Below are 18162 nucleotides of genomic sequence, written 5' to 3' on the forward strand. Positions count from 1 at the left end.
TATCGGTTTTGATCTCAAGAGTAATAAAGCCGCCCCAAAGGCGGCTTAAAATAACTCATTGTTTTATTTTAGAACAGGCTCTTGAGCAGCAGCACAATGTAATCCCATAGTCGGCTGAACAGGCTGCCTTCCTCGACTGTTTCCAATGCCATCAATGGATATTGCGCGACATCTTCGCCGTCGGCTTGATAGTAAAGCTTACCGACGATGTCACCTTTTTTGATTGGGGCTTGTAGCTCTTTCTCCAGTACAAAGCTAGCGGTGAGATTTTTTGCTTGTCCGCGTGGTAGGGTGACATAAGTATCTTCATTAACACCGAGCGCTAAGGTGTCTTTGTTGCCCATCCAGATTTTTTCTTCGACAAATGTTTCTCCCGCTTTGTGCGGTGCCACTGTTTCGAAAAAGCGGAAGCCGTAACTGAGCAGTTTCTTGCTCTCAGATTTACGGGCGTTCATATCTTTGGTGCCCATTACAACCGCGATCAAACGCATTTTGCCTTCGGTCGCTGAGCTGACCAGGCTGTAACCTGCGTTATCAGTATGGCCAGTTTTGATACCGTCCACGTTCATGCTTTTATCCCACAGCAGGCCGTTGCGGTTGTACTGAGTAATGCCGTTGTAAGTGAATTTTTTCTCAGCGTAAATACGGTACTCTTCGGGCACGTCACGGATCAGCGCTTGACCTAAAAGGGCCATATCATAAGGGGTTGAATAGAGGTTTGGGTTGTCTAGGCCATGCACGTTGGCGAAGTGGGTATTGCTCATGCCGATTGAGCTTGCCCAGGCATTCATCAAATCAACGAAAGCATCTTCTGAACCGGCAATGTGCTCTGCCATGGCGACACACGCATCGTTACCGGATTGAATAATGATGCCGCGGTTGAGATCTTTCACTTTGACCGTGGTACCGACCTCAATGAACATTTTTGACGAATCAGGGAAGTTTTTTGCCCAGGCGTTCTTGCTGATCACCACATCGTCTTCAAGGTTGATGTTTCCTCGGCCTAACTCTTGGCCAATGACATAGCTGGTCATCATTTTGGTCAGGCTGGCTGGCGAGAGTTTAGTGTCCATCTCTTTTTCAGCTAGAACCTTGCCTGAATGGTAATCCATTAGAACAAAACCTTTCGCGGCGATCTGTGGTGCGTCTGGAACCACGACGGGAGCAGCAGAAACTGAGTGAGCTAGCGTTGCAGAAAATGCAAGGGAAGAAACGAGAATAGATTTCACAAGTTTTGTCGTTTTGTTCATGGTAATTCTATTTTTTGGTTAATTGTCCATATCTTAACAGATTCGTACTGTAAGTCAGAGCGTCTAACACTAGAAAGTGTTGTGCCGTATGTCAACGTGCCACGGTGTACTTTTTGATGAAGGCGCTTTGGTAACCCGCTAACTTAACCTGATCGAGCAGTTGTTGCGTCAGAGAATAGTCAGTAAATGGCCCTAACATCAGCCTATGTGTCTCGTCGTTACTGTCGAGAAACGCCTCGACCTTGAGGCTTTGACTCAAATCTTGCGCTAAAGTTCGCGCTCTTTCCGCGGATTTTGAACTCAGCACTTGCACTGTGTAGCGTGGGTGATTTTGTAGCGATTTCGCATCGGTTGGTGGGGCAAACGTCAGCACTTCAATCTCAACATTCGCTGTGCCCGTTTTGAGCACGTCCAACTTATAGGCAGCGGCGTAGCTCAGATCGATGATCCTGCCTTCGTGGAACGGGCCGCGATCATTGACTCGCACTATGGTGCTTCTGCCGTTATCTTTATTGGTGGCTTTGACGTAACTAGGCAGTGGCAGGGTTTTGTGTGCGGCGGTCATCGAATACATGTCGTAGATCTCGCCGTTTGAGGTTAAATGCCCTTGAAATTTGGAGCCGTACCACGACGCAATGCCAGATTCGCGAAAGCCTTTGGCATCGCGAACGATCTTATACTCCTGACCTCGCAGCGTGTAGTCGCGATTTCCGCCCAAACTGTAAGGTTCGTAGCGAGGATGCGCATCTTCGATGTGCGCGACTGAAATGGGTTGTTCCGGCGCGACGTCCGATTCTAACGCGTAACGTCCGGTCGGTGCAGAGCTGCATCCTACCAATAAGATCATAGCAAAGCTGAGCAGCGATAAATGGGTCGAATAGTGCATTAGGTCGCCTTTGAGAATGCTTTACGATGGGTATGGATTGACATCAAAATGCCAAAACCGGCCATCAAGGTCACCATGGAAGTACCACCGTAGCTGATAAGGGGGAGCGGTACACCCACCACAGGCAATATCCCACTCACCATGCCGATGTTGACAAAAATATAGACGAAGAAACTGAGCACCACACTGCCTGCCATCATGCGGCCAAATGCGGTTTGCGCTTGCGAAGCCAAGTATAAGCCGCGGCCGATGATAAACAGATAAAGTGCGAGTAATAACAAGAAACCGACCATGCCCCACTCTTCGGCAATCACCGCAAAAATAAAGTCGGTATGGCGTTCTGGCAAGAACTCAAGCTGCGATTGGGTGCCTTGCAACCAACCTTTGCCCGAGATGCCGCCTGAGCCAATCGCTATCTTACTTTGAATGATGTGATAACCCGCGCCGAGCGGATCTGATTCTGGGTTAAACAGTGTTCGTACGCGGGTTTTCTGGTATTCGTGCATCAAGAAAAACCATAACACAGGTATGAATCCGCCCAGTGCGACCGCTGCTGCTGCGATAATGCGCCAACTGATGCCAGCAAGAAAGATAACAAAAATGCCTGATGCAGCAATGAGGATGGATGTACCTAGGTCGGGTTGTTTAGCGATCAAAATAGTCGGCACAAACACCATCGCCATGGCGATGCACAGTGTTTTGAACGTCGGAGGGAGAGGGCGACGTCCTATGTAACGCGCCACCATTAACGGGACGGCAAGCTTGAGCAGTTCTGAGGGCTGGAAACGGACAAAGCCGAGGTTGAGCCAGCGCTGTGCGCCTTTAGACGCTTCACCAAAGAACAGCACACCTAGCAGTAAAATGACGCCAGTGACAAACATCAATGGTGCTAGAGTTTCGTAGGTACGCGGCGACAGCTGCGCCAACACCAACATCACCACGGTGGCTAACACCATACGCATGGCTTGTCGGTCCATCATTGCCAAATTTTGTCCACTGGCGCTGTACATCACCACCAGGCCAAAGCCCATAAGAACAAAAATACCCAACAGCAATGGTAAATCGATATGCAGGCGTTCAAACATCGCCCGGTTTTTACCTGTGGATGGATCAAGCTTCATTATCGTTTGACCTCGTTGCTTTCTTTATCAAGCAGTGCTTTATCGAAAATCCGTCGCACGACCGGAGCGCCATTGGAGGAGCCACCGCCCGCATTTTCCAGTACCACGGTAACGATGACCTTAGGATCATTGAACGGAGCGAAACCAGTAAACAGAGCGTGATCACGTAAATGCTCAGCAATCTCATCGGCTTTGTACACTTCATCTTCCGCTAGGCCAAAAACCTGCGCGGTGCCAGATTTCCCCGCCGTCATGTAAGGCATATTGGCGAAATGGCGTCGCGCGGTGCCTTTTTTACCATGGTTGGCCAACCGCATCCCTTCTTTGGCTAGGCTCCAATACTTATCCGCCACGTTTTGAATCGGTGGAGAAGTTTCGTAGTCTGAGAGCTGACGAGTGTCGAATGCTTCGCCATTTTCAATCGTCGCGCGCAGCAGGTGAGGTGCGGTGACGTTGCCTTCTTTCACTAGCACGGAAGTCGCTTTAGCCAATTGCATTGGTGTCGCAGTCCAATAGCCCTGACCGATACCGACCGGAATGGTGTCGCCTTTGTACCACGGCGTTTTATGACGTGACATTTTCCAATCACGAGTGGGCATGTTGGCCTTACTTTCCTCAAAAATATCGATGCCGGTGTAGTCACCAAAACCAAACATGCTCATCCAATGCGACAGTGTGTCGATCCCCATATCGTAAGCGATTTGATAAAAGAAGGTATCGACTGACTCTTCAATCGATTGCACTAGGTTGACTCGGCCATGCCCCCAACGTAACCAGTCGCGAAACGCACGGGTGTCGGAGTTGGGGATGCGCCAATAGCCTGGATCGTTACGTGTAGTAGTCGGCGTGACAATGCCTTCTTGCAGCGCCGCAACCGCGATAAAGGGTTTCACCGTTGACGCGGGCGGGTAGATCCCTAAGGTAGTACGGTTGACTAGCGGGCGATTTTTGTCGTTGAGCAAATCGGCGTAGCCTTTGCCTGAGATGCCATGGACGAACGCATTCGGGTCATAGCTTGGGCTCGATACCATGGCCAGAATGCCGTTGTCTTTCGGATCGAGCACAATGGCGCTGCCGCGGCGGCCATCAAGTAGTTGATGGACATACAGCTGCAACTCAATATCAATATTCAGCACGATATCTTTGCCGGGAACTGGCGGGACAAACCTGAGGGTGCGGATCACGCGTCCACGGCTGTTGACTTCGACCTCTTGGTAGCCCGCCGTACCGTGTAATAAATCTTCGTAGTACTTCTCGATGCCGAGTTTACCGATGTCTCGTGTTGCCTGATAGTTGGCGTCTTTCTCTTCGTCAATCAGGCGCTGCATATCTCGGTCATTGATGCGAGAAACGTAACCAATAACGTGAGTTAACACTTCGCCGTAAGGGTAGTAGCGTTTGAGCGTGCCGCTCACTTCGACGCCGGGAAAACGGTATTGATTGACGGCAAACATCGCCACTTGTTCTTCCGTCAGTTGGGTGAGGATCGGCACCGATTTAAAACGTCGGGTGCGTTTACGCTCGCGCTCAAAGCGTTCAATTTGCTCTGGGGAAATATCGACAATCGTCTGCAGTTGCGCAATGGTTTCCTCCATGTTTTTGACTTTTTCAGGGGTGATCTCTAAGTCAAAAACCGGACGGTTTTCCGCCAGCAGCACGCCATTGCGGTCATAAATCAGGCCACGATTGGGGGCGATCGGAACAACTTTGATGCGGTTGTCGTTTGAGCGGGTTTGGTAATCTTGATATTGGTTGACTTGAATGTTGTACAAGTTAGCGACCAATACGCCCATCAAAGCGATGATGCCAATAAAAGAGACAACGGCACGACGGGCAAACAATCGTGCTTCGGCTTGGTAATCTCGTATCTGACTTCGGCGTTTCCGTATCATTAACGCAGGTTCTCAGGGTTAGACAGACAATTATTCACGGTGATAAGGGTGATTCGCCGTGATACTCCATGCTCGGTACAAGCTTTCCGCCATCACCACGCGAACCAGTGGGTGAGGCAATGTCAGGGGCGAGAGTGACCAGCTCTGCTCTGCTGCCGCTTTGCAAGCCGGAGCCAGACCTTCAGGGCCGCCGATCAGGATGGAAACATCGCGACTGTCGAGTTTCCAGGCTTCTAGCTGCTCGGCTAATTGTGGCGTGTCCCATCTTTTGCCGGGAATATCCAACGTCACGATGCGGTTGCCTTTGGGCACCGCGGCCAGCATCGCTTCGCCCTCTTTTTGTAAAATTCGTGCGATGTCGGCATTTTTCCCTCGTTTTCCCGCTGGGATCTCAATCAGTTCCAGTGGCATATCGTGCGGGAAACGGCGACGGTATTCTTGGAATCCTTCTTCGACCCATTTCGGCATTTTGGTGCCAACGGCGATGAGTTGAATCTTCAAACCATTAACCCCAAAGCTTTTCTAGTTGATAAAGTTGGCGCTGCTCTTCTTGCATTACGTGTAACATGGCGTCGCCCAGATCGAGAACGACCCATTCGCCTTCTTTCTCACCTTCCATGCCAAGTGGTGTCAGCCCCACTTTCTTCACTTCTTCTGCAACGTGATCAGCGATAGAAGAAACATGACGCTTCGAGTTTCCACTGCAGATGATCATAAAATCGGTCACACTCGATTTGCCCTCAACGTTGAGAACAACGATGTTCTCCGCTTTCATGTCGTCTGCTTTATCGGCCAAAAAGTCTTTCAGTTGTTCGCGAAGCACTCAAATTTCCTCGGTGTGTATCTGTTGATTCAACTATTCATTCAGTAAGGCGCGCAATATAGCACGCTTTTACGCTTTACAAGCCAACTCTGCGTCAGGCAGGCACATCTCCAAGCTTAATTGATGAAGAAGTGGCCACTCCGATTGTTCATATTGGGTTTTGGCTAGCAGCTCTGCCTGAGTAAGTAGCTGCAACAGGCACTGAAGGCGTTGGCAAGTCAATCGAGTTAGCGCTGCATGGTAGAGTGGCCTTTTGTTTGACCACACTTTATGTTGCTCAAAAATAGCGTTGAGCGGCAACTGAGCCGACAAAGCCTGCATTTTGAGTAGTAGCATCAGTTCTTTTTGTAGTGAGCGCAACAAGATGACGCTTTCTACTCCTTCCGCAGCGAGTTGACGCAGGATTTTCTGGCAGCGATTGGCTTTGCCTTCGAGTAGTGCGTCTATCCAGTGGAAGGGGGTGAAATGGTTGTGACGACTGAGAGACTCTTCCAGACGAACCAGGTTCAGCACGCCGTCAGGGTAGAGCAGTGCCAGCTTTTCTAAGCTTTGCACTAACGCAAATAAGTTCCCTTCGTGCCATTGTGCCAGCATTTGCACCGCTTGCTGATCGGGTTTGAGTCTGAGTTGGCGGCAGCGGCCTTGGACGAATTGTGGCAAACGTGCCATATCAGGAGTTTGGCAACTGACCCAATGGCCATGTTGCGTGAGCGTTTTAAACCATTTGGCGTTTTCTTGCGCTTTGTTTAACTTACTACCAATCACCACCAACAAAGTGTCGGGATGCAGCATTGAGGAGAGCGTGAGTAACTCGCTGGCAATCGCGGCATTCACACCGGCTTCCGGCAACTCCAGTTCGACAATTTGGCGACTGGAAAACAGGCTCAAGGCTTGAAAACAGTGGTACACTTCGTTCCAATTTAGGCTGGCATCGACGGCAAAACGATGTCGCTCCTCAAAGCCCTGGCGCAAAGCCGCTTGTTGAATCGCTAAGCGGCTTTCTTGGATAAGCAAAGGTTCGTTGCCAAAGATCAGGTAAACGGATTTAAGGGTTTTATTGAGCTGTTCCGCCAGCCGTTCTGCAAAAATTCTCATGCTGCTTATTGGCTGTCTTGCTCATCAAAATCAGCCCGCAGACGGCCTAATTGACGCATCATTTGGCTGGCAGCCTGAGCACGCATTTCATCTTCAATCACGTCGCGCTCAACCGACTTAGCCAGTGCTGTGAGCGGGTTGTCCAGGAAGTTGCGGTTGACTGTGGTGGTGAAATCTTTGCTGCCAACATCTGGCAGCGTGACTTTGTACTTCACCACATAAGTTAACTCTTTTTCCGCCGCACGGCTGTTTTGATACAGTGAGAGAGTACGCTCGGTGAGTTTTTCTTCCAGCAAATACAAGTTGGGCACCTTTTCCGCAGGTGAAACAAGCTTGACTTTGTTGAGTGTCAACTGGCTGTTTACATAGCGGGTTAGGGGGCTGTACTGATCGTAACTGGTAAAAGAAAGGGTACTCAGTTCATCGGGTACAGAAAACTCCCCACGTAGATGAAATCCACAAGCCGAGATCACGCTAGAGAGTGTCAGGACAGTGACGAGGTTGAACAGAGACTTAAAACGCATGGAGAGACTCTTCCTGATGTTAGCAAATACAAGCGCTTGCCTGTATTTCATGGTTCTTATCTAAACGCACTGATCGTTCAATGGGTTTAGATAAGAGACTGAGATAAGTAGGGGCGGTGGTCGCCGCCCCTGATTGGACTATCAAGCCATGAAAAGGTTCGAAACCAAGCGATGCTCAGTTCGCCACAATGCTCAGCAGTTTACCCGGTACGTAAATCACCTTGCGAATTGTGACACCTTCTAGGTGTTTTGCCACGTTCTCTTCGCTCAGACCTAGCGATTCAACTTGCTCCTTGCTGGCATCTGCGGCAACGGTGATCTTGCCGCGCACTTTGCCGTTTACCTGCACTACGATGAGTTTTTCCTCTTCAACCAAGGCTTGCTCGTCGTGGGTTGGCCATACTGCGTTGTCGATGTTGCTCTCGCCCAGAGCGCTCCACATTTCAAAACAGATGTGCGGAGTGATTGGGTAAAGCATGGCAACAACGGCTTTTAGTGCTTCGTCTAGAATCGCGCGATCTTGCTCAGACTCTTGAGGCGCTTTGGCCAGCTTGTTCATCAGCTCCATGATCGCAGCAATGGCAGTGTTGAAGGTCTGACGACGAGCTACGTCATCAGTCACTTTAGCGATGGTTTTGTGAACGTCGCGGCGCAGTGCTTTTTGATCGCCAGACAGTGCAGCCGCATCTACCGCTTGTGCTGAGCCTTTATCAGTGTGCTCTTTGACCAGCTTCCACACACGTTTTAGGAAGCGGTTCGCTCCTTCAACGCCAGATTCCTGCCACTCCAGCGTCATGTCAGCGGGTGAAGCAAACATCATAAACAGACGCACGGTGTCGGCACCGTATTTGTCGACCATCTCTTGTGGGTCGATGCCATTGTTTTTCGACTTAGACATCTTGATCATGCCTGAGTGTTCCACACTACGGCCTTCGGAATCCACAGCGGAAGTGATGCGGCCTTTACCGTCACGTTCCACTTTCACTTCAGTCGGAGAAACCCACTCTTTACCGCCTTTGTCGTTGGTGTAGTAGAAGGCATCAGCCAGTACCATACCTTGACACAGCAGCTGCTTGAACGGCTCGTCAGAGGTGACATAACCCGCATCACGCAATAATTTGTGGAAGAAGCGAGAGTACAACAGGTGCATACACGCATGCTCAATACCGCCGATGTACTGATCGACTGGTAGCCAGTAGTTGGCTTTCTCTGGATCGAGAATGTCGTCCGCTTGTGGGCTGCAGTAACGTGCGTAGTACCAAGACGATTCCATGAAGGTATCGAAGGTATCGGTTTCACGTAGCGCAGGTTCGCCGTTAAAGGTGGTTTTCGCCCACTCTTTGTCGGCTTTGATAGGGCTAGTAACGCCGTCCATCACCACGTCTTCTGGAAGAATCACTGGTAGTTGGTCGGCCGGAACCGGATGAACAACGCCATCTTCAGTGGTCACCATTGGAATCGGTGCGCCCCAGTAACGCTGACGAGAGACACCCCAGTCACGCAGACGGAAGTTAACAGTCTTAGTGCCTTTGCCTTCGGCTTCCAGTTTCGCTGCGATTGCATCAAATGCCGCTTGGAATTCTAGGCCATCGAACTCACCGGAATCAAACAGCACGCCTTTTTCGGTGTAGGCCGCTTCTGAAATGTCGAGTTCGCTGCCGTCAGCGGGTTTGATCACTGGAATGATGTCTAAACCGTATTTGGTGGCGAACTCGTAGTCGCGTTGGTCGTGCGCAGGAACGGCCATCACCGCGCCTGTGCCGTAATCCATCAGCACGAAGTTCGCCACAAAGATAGGCACTTCGCGACCGTTCAATGGATGAATTGCGGTCAGGCCAGTGGCCATGCCTTTTTTCTCCATAGTCGCCAGTTCTGCTTCGGCCACTTTGGTGTTTTTACATTCGTCGATGAACGCGGCGAGCTCAGGATTGGTTTCTGCCGCCAGCTTAGCCAAAGGGTGACCTGCGGCGATACCCACGTAAGTCACGCCCATCAGCGTATCAGGACGTGTGGTATACACTTCCAGATCTTGCGCTTGGTCTTTCACCGCAAACTTGAGCTCAACGCCTTCAGAGCGGCCGATCCAGTTGCGCTGCATGGTTTTGACCATTTCTGGCCAGCCTTCTAGGTTGTCCAGATCGTCAAGCAGCTCTTGCGCATATGCGGTGATCTTAATGAACCACTGCGGGATCTCTTTTTGCTCTACAGGCGTATCACAACGCCAGCAGCAGCCATCTTCCACTTGCTCGTTAGCCAGAACAGTTTGGTCGTTCGGACACCAGTTAACTGAAGAGGTTTTCTTGTAAACCAAGCCTTTTTCATACAGTTTGGTAAAAAATTCTTGCTCCCAGCGGTAATACTCAGGGCGGCAAGTAGCAAATTCACGATTCCAGTCATAACCAAAACCCAGCAATTTCAGCTGGTTTTTCATGTATTCGATGTTTTCGTAAGTCCAAGGCGCAGGAGCGGTGTTGTTTTTTACCGCTGCGTTTTCTGCGGGTAGGCCGAAAGCGTCCCAGCCGATGGGCTGCATGACGTTTTTACCTTGTAGGCGTTGAAAACGAGATACGACGTCACCGATGGTGTAGTTACGCACGTGACCCATGTGTAGTCGACCACTTGGGTATGGGAACATAGAGAGGCAGTAGAATTTCTCTTTAGTTGGATCTTCAGTCACAACGAAGGTTTTATTGTTGTCCCAGTGCTGTTGAACTTTCTGTTCAATATCTTGTGGATTATATTGTTCTTGCATCGATGGTATCCGGTTATCTTGGAATTTGTGAGTTCGGTTAGAACAGATTGAAATAGATCGTCATAGAATACCTAAAGGCAGGGTGCACAACAATAGCCAATCTTTACCGATGGAGGTCAGTTATGCCGAAACGTAAAACCGGTTATGAAGAAATATTGGAAGATGTCATTGAGACACTCAAACATAGTCCGGACGAAGTGAATCAAGTACTGCAAACCTCGGGCAAGGTGATCTCCGCCGCCAATGACATGACCAAAGATGAGCTGGCGCTGATTTCCGCTTATGTGAAGGCGGATTTGAAAGAGTTCGCCGACAGTTATGAAGAGAGTAAAAGCGGTCCTTTTTATCTGACGATTGCCGATTCTATCTGGCAGGGGCTACTTGAAATCACCGATAGAACCAAAGTGGAGTGGGTTGAGCTGTTTGAAGATCTCGAACATCAAGGGCTGTACGAAGCGGGTGAGGTGATTGGTCTGGGGAATTTGGTGTGCGATGAGTGCGGGCACAAAACCAGTTATAACCATCCGACGGTGATTATTCCCTGCATTAAATGCGGTCACACGGGGTTTAGTCGTCAGGCACTCAAGCCTTAAGCCAGCCGTTAAGCATCGTTGTGTTTGCAAATCAGGAAAAAGGTACGCAGTTGCGTACCTTTTGTGTTTTTGCACCTGAGTTATACGTTGCGACGATTGGCCAGCAGGGCCAAACTCAGCGCGGCAGCAACCCAAAAGTAGATTGGCCAGGTACCAAAGCGTTGGTACGGCGTCTGTCCAAGCGTTGGCGTTAACTCGGCGCGCAGAACAGCGGTCTCAAATTGAGCAATAGAAGCGACAATCTTGCCTTTGTGATCCGTGACAGCCGTTAGGCCGTTATTGGTTGAGCGAATAAGCGGTTTCCCCAGTTCCAGTGCCCGCATGCGAGCGATTTCCATGTGTTGCAGTGGACCAATTGAGTGACCAAACCAAGCATCATTCGACAGAGTGAGCAGGAAATCGGTCTCATCGGTGACATTTTGCCGTACCTGCTCGTTGAAAATAATCTCGTAGCAGAGTGCGGGCGCAAGATGAAAGCCGTTCGCCCGAATGTTTGGCTGGACAAAGGTGCCGCGGCTGAATGAGGACATCGGCAAGTTAAAAAAGGGCGCCAGCGGGCGAAGAAGCTGTTCAAACGGCACAAACTCACCAAAAGGTAACAAGTGGTGTTTGTGGTAGCGTTTTGAAAGATCAAACTGGTAATCGCCATAAGCGGTGACCCCCACCGAGAGAATGCTGTTGTAGAACTGGCCATCCTCAGATTGGTTGACCACGCCAGTGATAATGGCGCTGTCGTTCATTTTTGCCGCACTATCGAGATTGCGTAGGTAGGAAGGCAGATCGACTTCTAGCGCTGGTATGGCGGCTTCCGGCCAGACGATGATATCCGCATCCCAGTTTTCCCGGCTCAGGTCGGTGTACTTCATAATGGTTGGCCAGCGCTGACTGGGGAGCCATTTGAGATTTTGATCAACATTGCCTTGAATTAGCGCCACTTTGGTCGTTTTGTCTGTCTGAGGCGTAACCCAATCGAATGAGGGAAGACCAAAGCCAGTGCTAAAAATCACCAGAGGGAGCAAAGCCATCGACCAACGTTTATGGATTAGCATGTAAGCGAAAGCGCCCGAAGAGACAAGCAGCAGCAGCGTCAGTAGCTCAACGCCCCCCATCGGTGCGAAGCTTGCCAAAGGGGAATCAATTTGGCTGTAACCCAGCCATAGCCAAGGAAAGCCCGTCATCACCCAACCGCGTAACCAGTCCGTGATTAACCATAAGGCCGGTGAGGCAAGCAGCAAATTAACCAAGGTGGCCTCGGCAAAAAAGCGTTGATAGCACCAAGCAAATAGGCCGCTATACAGGGCTAAATAAGCGATTAAGGCCCCCATGAGAAACAGGTTAGCCGCTAACGGCATGCCGCCAAACCCAGAGATACTGACATAAACCCAGCTCACTCCTGAGGCAAATTGTCCCAATCCCCACGCATAACCAATCCCCAACGCTTGGCGTGGTGTTTGTCGTTGCAGGAGCAGTAGCAGTAAAGTCGGGCTGAGCAACGCCAGCGGCCAAATTTGATAGGGGGCAAAAGCAAGAGTGGTTAAAGCGCCAACAAAAGCGGCCGCAATGGGCCGCTTGAGGCGATGAAATAAGTTGTTATTCATCATTATTCGCCAGATTTTCCTCATGTGAGGAAGTGAGCGTTACTCTTCAGGAGTTTCTGCTACAGACATCGCTTCTGGAACGGTTACCTGAAGTTGGATCACACGTCGGTTATCGCAGGCGGTGACTTTGAAGTTGTAACCTTCAATTTCAATCACTTCGCCGCGCGATGGTAGATGGCCAAAGGCTGTCGTCACCAAACCGCCCACGGTATCGATCTCTTCATCACTAAAGCGAGTACCAAAGAGCTCGTTAAACTCTTCAATGGTAGTGAGTGCTTTGACCGAAAACGTGTGTTTACTGAGTTTACGAATATCGGCATCTTCTTCTTCATCGAACTCATCTTCGATATCACCGACAATCTCTTCGAGAATGTCTTCAATGGTGACAAGGCCGGATACTCCACCAAATTCATCAACAACAATAGCCATGTGATAACGTTCTTGGCGGAACTCTTTGAGCAGGCGATCTACTCGCTTGCTTTCAGGAACCACTACCGCAGGGCGGATAACCTCTTCGATATCAAATGGAGCACTGTCTGAGCCTAAGTATTTGAGTAAGTCCTTCGCAAGCAGAATGCCTTCGACATGGTCTTTGTCTTCGCTGATCACCGGATAGCGTGAGTGCTGTGCGTCGGTGATGAGAGCGATAAGGGTATCGAGATCGTCTTTTCTCTCGATAGTGACCATTTGCGAGCGAGGGAGCATGATATCTCTCACTCGCATCTCTGCGATTTCCATCACGCCTTCGAGCATATCTCGGGTGTCATGGTCAATCAGGTCATTGATTTCAGAGTCGCGAATGACATCAACCAGTTCTTGGCGGTCTTTCGGCTCTCCTTGAAATAATTGACCAAGGCGTTCAAAGAAGGACTTTCTACTCGGACCTTCCGCCTTTTCTTTTTTACCTTCGCTAGAAGAGGGAGAATTATCTTCGTTCATTGTTTCTCTAATTAGTAACGCTACCAGATGTGTGATAGCTCACATCTCAGTATCTGCGCAAGATAGCGCGCGAGATACTTACATTTTCTCCGCAAGATAGGGGTCTTCAAAGCCCATTTCCTGCATGATTTCACTCTCGAGGGACTCCATCTCTTCTGCTTCGTCGTCCTCGATATGGTCATAACCTAGCAGATGCAGGCTACCATGTACAACCATATGCGCCCAGTGCGCCATCAAGGGCTTATTTTGCTCGATGGCTTCTTGCTCTACCACCTGACGGCAAATCACCAAATCACCGAGCAGATCGAGCTCCATTCCGGGCGGCGCTTCGAATGGGAAGGAGAGCACATTGGTTGGCTTATCTTTACCGCGATAATCGAAATTTAACTGGTGACTCTCTGTCTCATCGACGATACGAATGGTGACTTCAGCTTGTGGCTGGAACGGCGCGATGGTTTTATCCAGCCAGCTTTGCAACATCTCTGCAGAGGGCAATCCACTGTGATCTTCGACTGCGAATTGCAGATCCAGTTCAATGGCCATTGGTGGTTTCCTTGTCGGTATGGAGTGTCGCGCTAAGTTCGGCTTTGGCGGCTTCAAGTAATTTGGCATCACGTTCTTCACGGCGACGCTGCTCAAATGCTTTACGCTCTTTTTGGTCTTGCGCTTCCCACTTTTCGTAGGCATTGACGATACGAGCGACCACCGGGTGGCGTACCACGTCGTCTGATTGGAAGAAGTTAAAGCTAATTTCGTCGACCTCATTGAGCACTTCAATCGCATGGCGCAGGCCAGATTTTGCACCGCGAGGCAAGTCAATCTGAGTCACGTCACCGGTAATCACGGCGCGAGAGTTAAAACCGATGCGAGTTAAGAACATTTTCATCTGTTCAACCGTAGTGTTTTGACTCTCATCAAGAATAATGAAGGCGTCGTTAAGCGTGCGTCCGCGCATGTAAGCGAGCGGCGCTACTTCGATGACGTTACGCTCAATCAGTTTCTCTACGCGCTCAAAGCCGAGCATTTCGAATAGGGCGTCGTACAATGGGCGTAGGTATGGGTCCACTTTTTGGCTCAAATCACCGGGAAGAAAGCCGAGTTTCTCGCCCGCTTCAACGGCAGGGCGGGTGAGCAGAATGCGGCGGATCTCTTGGCGCTCCAAAGCATCGACCGCAGCGGCGACCGCTAGATAGGTTTTACCTGTTCCGGCAGGGCCAATACCGAAGGTGATGTCGTGCGTGACCATGTTGACCAGATACTGCGCCTGATTGGGCGTTCTTGGTTTGATGACGCCTTTTTTGGTCTTAACAAAAACTTCTTTTCCGTGAGCAATCGCAGATTCACTGTGCTGCTCAAGAACACCAGACTCTTTGATTGCGAGGTGAATATCTTCTGGCTCGATGTCTTTGATTTGATCGCGTACTGGTGAGGTTTCCACGTACAGGGTTTTGAGTATGTCCAGTGCTGCGGCCGAGGTGTGCGCTTTACCAACGATGGTAAAAAAGTGGCCACGGTTACTGATTTCAACGCCAAGGCGACGTTCTAAATGCTTGATATTGTCGTCAAACGGACCACATAAACTGGCAAGACGACGATTGTCTGAAGGTTCTAGATTGATTTCCAGAGTAACTATTTTATTGCTCAAATTTGCCTCTCATTACGGCCACTTTCGGGGACCTGATAACGACCAGATCCCCTATGGCGGTTTCTATAAGCTTAAGGCGTAAAAGTTGTTACACCCAGCTCATCTTCACGGCGGGTTTTCGCCATCATTTGGGTTGGAGAAATAACACTGCGCAGATTCATCTCTTTTTCGGTACGAATCAACTCACCACGCAGAGAGTTCGGGAAAACGTCGACGATCTTCACATCGACAAATTGGCCAATCAGGTCAGCGCTGCCTTCGAAATTGACCACGCGGTTGTTTTCGGTACGACCACGCAGTTCCATCAAATTTTTCTTCGACGGGCCTTCGACTAGAATACGCTGTTCTGTTCCCATCATCAGGCGAGAATAGCGCATTGCTTGTGTATTGATCTGTTGCTGCAGTTCGTACAAACGCTCTTTTTTGGTCTCTTCCGACAGTTCACAAGGGTAGTCGGCCGCTGGCGTCCCTGGGCGAGGTGAGAAGATAAAGCTAAAGCTCATATCAAAATCGACCTCGCGGATCAGTTTCATTGTGTCTTGGAAATCTTTGTCGCTTTCACCAGGGAATCCGACAATGAAGTCCGAACTGATTTGAATGTCAGGGCGTGCTTTACGCAGTTTACGGATGATCGACTTGTATTCAATGGCCGTGTGTGGGCGTTTCATCATGGTCAGAATACGGTCGCTGCCGCTTTGTACTGGCAAATGCAGGAAGCTCACCAGTTCAGGGGTGTCTTCGTAAACTGCGATGATGTCGTCAGTAAATTCCAGCGGGTGGCTGGTGGTAAAGCGAATGCGGTCAATGCCGTCAATCGAGGCGACTAAACGCAGTAACTGAGCAAACGAGCAGATTTCGCCATCGTGCATTGGTCCACGGTAGGCGTTCACGTTCTGCCCAAGCAGGTTCACTTCGCGTACACCTTGCTCAGCGAGTTGGGCGATTTCATAAAGTACGTCGTCCATCGGACGGCTTACTTCCTCACCACGGGTGTAGGGCACCACGCAGTAAGTACAGTATTTAGAACAGCCTTCCATGATGGAAACGAAGGCGCTAGCGCCTTCCGCACGAGGCTCTGGTAGGCGGTCGAATTTCTCAATCTCAGGGAAAGAAATGTCCATCACTGGCGCATGTTCGGTTTGTGATTGTTTGATCATTTCAGGCAGACGGTGCAGGGTTTGCGGGCCAAAAATGACGTCAACAAACGGGGCGCGATCGCGAATGTGATCCCCTTCCTGAGTCGCCACACAACCACCAACGCCAATCACTACGCCTGGTTTTTTGTCTTTCAGCGTTTTCCAACGACCAAGCTGGTGGAATACTTTCTCTTGTGCTTTTTCACGGATAGAACAGGTATTCAGGAGTAAGACATCAGCTTCTTCTGGTTCTTCTGTTAATTCGTAGCCATTCGCTGCGTTCAGCAGATCCGCCATTTTTGATGAATCGTATTCGTTCATCTGGCAACCCCAGGTCTTAATTAGCAGTTTCTTACTCATCTCACTTTCGCTCGTATTAATACTGAAAAAACGTTGAACTATGGATGTTCAAATTATAGCCGCCCTCGCGGCGGTAAGCGGCGTATTGTACTGCTTTAAAAACCGACTGACTAGTCATCTGGCTAATTCTCTGCAAAGCCTGATGGAATCTAGGGTTTCACCTCTTAAATGGTGAGGTTTTTTACCAACAAAAAGGCGATGGCGATCCATTCCATTTGGTCATTTTTGACAAAGTATTTCGTATATGCCGCGGCAAAACGTACAATGAAAAACCGTCTGTGAATCAAGATGATCAAGAGAAGCAAATGAACAAATATGACATCGCTGTTATCGGTGGAGGCATGGTAGGTGCCGCGGTTGCGATTGGTTTTGCCAAGCAAGGCCGCAGTGTACTGGTGATAGACAGCGCTGTGCCTGAGGCGTTTTTCCCGCAGCAGGCTATGGATATCCGTGTTTCCGCCATCTCGCATAATTCGGTGCGCCTGCTCGAGACTCTCGGCGCTTGGCAGCACATTAAGGCGATGCGTGTTTGTCCTTACAAGCGCCTTGAAACATGGGAGCACCCTGAGTGTCGCACACGTTTTCACAGTGATGCGCTGCAGCTAGAACAGTTGGGTTTTATTGTTGAAAACCGTTTGATTCAATTGGGTTTATGGCAAGAGTTTGCTCATTATGACAATTTGACGCTGCTGTGCCCAGAACGTCTGCAAAGCATCCAGTTTATGCAAACTAACCTGTTAACACTGGAAAGTGGCCTGCAGGTTGAGGCTGATTGGGTCATTGGTGCCGATGGGGCTCACTCCAAAGTTCGTGGCTTGGCGGGCATTGGTGTGACGGCTTGGGATTATCGCCAGCATTGCATGTTGATAAGCGTGGAGACTGCACTGCCGCAGCAAGACATCACGTGGCAGCAATTTGCCCCAAGTGGTCCTCGCTCTTTCTTACCGTTGTGTGGGAACCAAGCTTCTCTGGTGTGGTATGACTCACCGCAGCGGATTCGCAAGCTCTCTTCTCTCTCGGCGGAGCTGCTTAAGCAAGAAATTCTCGCTCATTTTCCTGGCGAGTTGGGCGAGATCAACGTATTACGTTGGGGGACGTTCCCGCTGACTCGTCGACACGCGCAAAGCTATGCCAAGAACAACTGTCTGCTTGTTGGCGATGCGGCTCACACCATTAATCCGCTTGCCGGACAAGGGGTTAATTTAGGTTTTAAAGATGTCGAACAACTGCTTAAGGTCTGTGATGGCAAACCATTGACCTTGCAAGCGCAAAAGCAATATCAATCCGCGCGTCGTGCCGATAATCTACTGATGCAAACGGGGATGGATCTGTTCTATAAAGGGTTTAGCAACGATCTTACGCCATTGAAATTTGCCCGTAATGCCGCGTTGAAGCTGGCTGAACATTCTGGGCCAATCAAGCAGCAAGTGCTGAAATACGCATTAGGGCTATAAAGAACACGTTATTTTTTATTCAGGAAGCGAGCTTGTTTGGGCTCGCTTTCTTATGAGGAATCGAAAGATATTTGGGATGCTTAGATAAAACAAA

Annotated in this window: 16 protein-coding genes; 2 read left to right on the forward strand and 14 right to left on the reverse strand. The window is 49.8% G+C overall.

Going from position 1 to position 18162, the window contains the following annotated elements; translation table 11 throughout:
• Positions 1-68: 68 nt before the first annotated feature.
• The 9 genes from I3X05_RS03575 to leuS form a co-directional block, all read right to left on the reverse strand.
• Positions 69-1250: a serine hydrolase gene (locus tag I3X05_RS03575; protein WP_045570649.1), complete on the reverse strand. Its 1182-nt coding sequence runs from the start codon at positions 1248-1250 to the stop codon at positions 69-71.
• A gap of 91 nt (positions 1251-1341) precedes the next feature.
• Positions 1342-2136 carry a septal ring lytic transglycosylase RlpA family protein gene (locus I3X05_RS03580; RefSeq protein ID WP_045570648.1) on the reverse strand — a complete coding sequence of 265 codons (795 nt, stop codon included), beginning with the start codon at positions 2134-2136 and terminating at the stop codon, positions 1342-1344.
• The gene (rodA, locus tag I3X05_RS03585; RefSeq protein ID WP_045570647.1) at positions 2136-3257 is read right to left on the reverse strand and encodes a rod shape-determining protein RodA; all 1122 of its coding nucleotides are present in this window, start codon (positions 3255-3257) and stop codon (positions 2136-2138) included. The genes I3X05_RS03580 and rodA overlap by 1 nt, the downstream gene beginning before the upstream one ends.
• Positions 3257-5149 (reverse strand): penicillin-binding protein 2, encoded by a 1893-nt coding sequence (gene mrdA / locus I3X05_RS03590; protein ID WP_045570646.1) that lies wholly within the window; start codon positions 5147-5149, stop codon positions 3257-3259. The genes rodA and mrdA overlap by 1 nt, the downstream gene beginning before the upstream one ends.
• Before the next feature lie 30 nt (positions 5150-5179).
• Entirely contained in the window at positions 5180-5650 is a 471-nt protein-coding gene (gene rlmH, locus I3X05_RS03595) for a 23S rRNA (pseudouridine(1915)-N(3))-methyltransferase RlmH (protein ID WP_039424527.1), read from the reverse strand.
• Positions 5651-5654: 4 nt separating this feature from the next.
• Positions 5655-5972, reverse strand: coding sequence for a ribosome silencing factor (gene rsfS / locus I3X05_RS03600; RefSeq protein WP_039424530.1), 318 nt, complete (start codon positions 5970-5972; stop codon positions 5655-5657).
• Positions 5973-6041: 69 nt separating this feature from the next.
• Positions 6042-7067 carry a DNA polymerase III subunit delta gene (holA, locus tag I3X05_RS03605; protein ID WP_045570645.1) on the reverse strand — a complete coding sequence of 342 codons (1026 nt, stop codon included), beginning with the start codon at positions 7065-7067 and terminating at the stop codon, positions 6042-6044.
• 5 nt (positions 7068-7072) lie between these two features.
• Positions 7073-7591, reverse strand: coding sequence for an LPS assembly lipoprotein LptE (lptE, locus tag I3X05_RS03610; RefSeq protein WP_045570644.1), 519 nt, complete (start codon positions 7589-7591; stop codon positions 7073-7075).
• Positions 7592-7766: 175 nt separating this feature from the next.
• Positions 7767-10343 carry a leucine--tRNA ligase gene (gene leuS, locus I3X05_RS03615; RefSeq protein WP_045570643.1) on the reverse strand — a complete coding sequence of 859 codons (2577 nt, stop codon included), beginning with the start codon at positions 10341-10343 and terminating at the stop codon, positions 7767-7769.
• Between the two features lie 122 nt (positions 10344-10465).
• Here leuS and I3X05_RS03620 point away from each other — a divergent pair, with 122 nt between their 5' ends.
• Positions 10466-10936 carry a zinc ribbon-containing protein gene (locus I3X05_RS03620; protein WP_045570642.1) on the forward strand — a complete coding sequence of 157 codons (471 nt, stop codon included), beginning with the start codon at positions 10466-10468 and terminating at the stop codon, positions 10934-10936.
• 80 nt (positions 10937-11016) lie between these two features.
• Here I3X05_RS03620 and lnt read toward each other — a convergent pair whose 3' ends face one another.
• From lnt to miaB, 5 genes are all read right to left on the reverse strand, one after another.
• The gene (lnt, locus tag I3X05_RS03625) at positions 11017-12534 is read right to left on the reverse strand and encodes an apolipoprotein N-acyltransferase (RefSeq protein ID WP_045570713.1); all 1518 of its coding nucleotides are present in this window, start codon (positions 12532-12534) and stop codon (positions 11017-11019) included.
• Positions 12535-12573: 39 nt separating this feature from the next.
• Positions 12574-13473: a CNNM family magnesium/cobalt transport protein CorC gene (gene corC / locus I3X05_RS03630; RefSeq protein WP_045570641.1), complete on the reverse strand. Its 900-nt coding sequence runs from the start codon at positions 13471-13473 to the stop codon at positions 12574-12576.
• 78 nt (positions 13474-13551) lie between these two features.
• A complete protein-coding gene (gene ybeY / locus I3X05_RS03635) occupies positions 13552-14016 on the reverse strand; it encodes an rRNA maturation RNase YbeY (RefSeq protein ID WP_045570640.1) in 465 nt (154 codons plus the stop codon).
• Positions 14006-15118, reverse strand: coding sequence for a PhoH family protein (locus I3X05_RS03640; protein ID WP_045570639.1), 1113 nt, complete (start codon positions 15116-15118; stop codon positions 14006-14008). Before I3X05_RS03640 ends, ybeY begins: the two co-directional genes overlap by 11 nt.
• A gap of 71 nt (positions 15119-15189) precedes the next feature.
• A complete protein-coding gene (gene miaB, locus I3X05_RS03645; protein ID WP_045570638.1) occupies positions 15190-16614 on the reverse strand; it encodes a tRNA (N6-isopentenyl adenosine(37)-C2)-methylthiotransferase MiaB in 1425 nt (474 codons plus the stop codon).
• 305 nt (positions 16615-16919) lie between these two features.
• On the opposite strand from miaB, the gene I3X05_RS03650 reads away from it, so the two are divergent.
• Positions 16920-18068 carry a 2-octaprenyl-3-methyl-6-methoxy-1,4-benzoquinol hydroxylase gene (locus I3X05_RS03650; RefSeq protein WP_045570712.1) on the forward strand — a complete coding sequence of 383 codons (1149 nt, stop codon included), beginning with the start codon at positions 16920-16922 and terminating at the stop codon, positions 18066-18068.
• Positions 18069-18162: the final 94 nt, after the last annotated feature.

Origin of the sequence: Vibrio navarrensis, from assembly GCF_015767675.1 — a bacterium.
GTDB lineage: Bacteria > Pseudomonadota > Gammaproteobacteria > Enterobacterales > Vibrionaceae > Vibrio.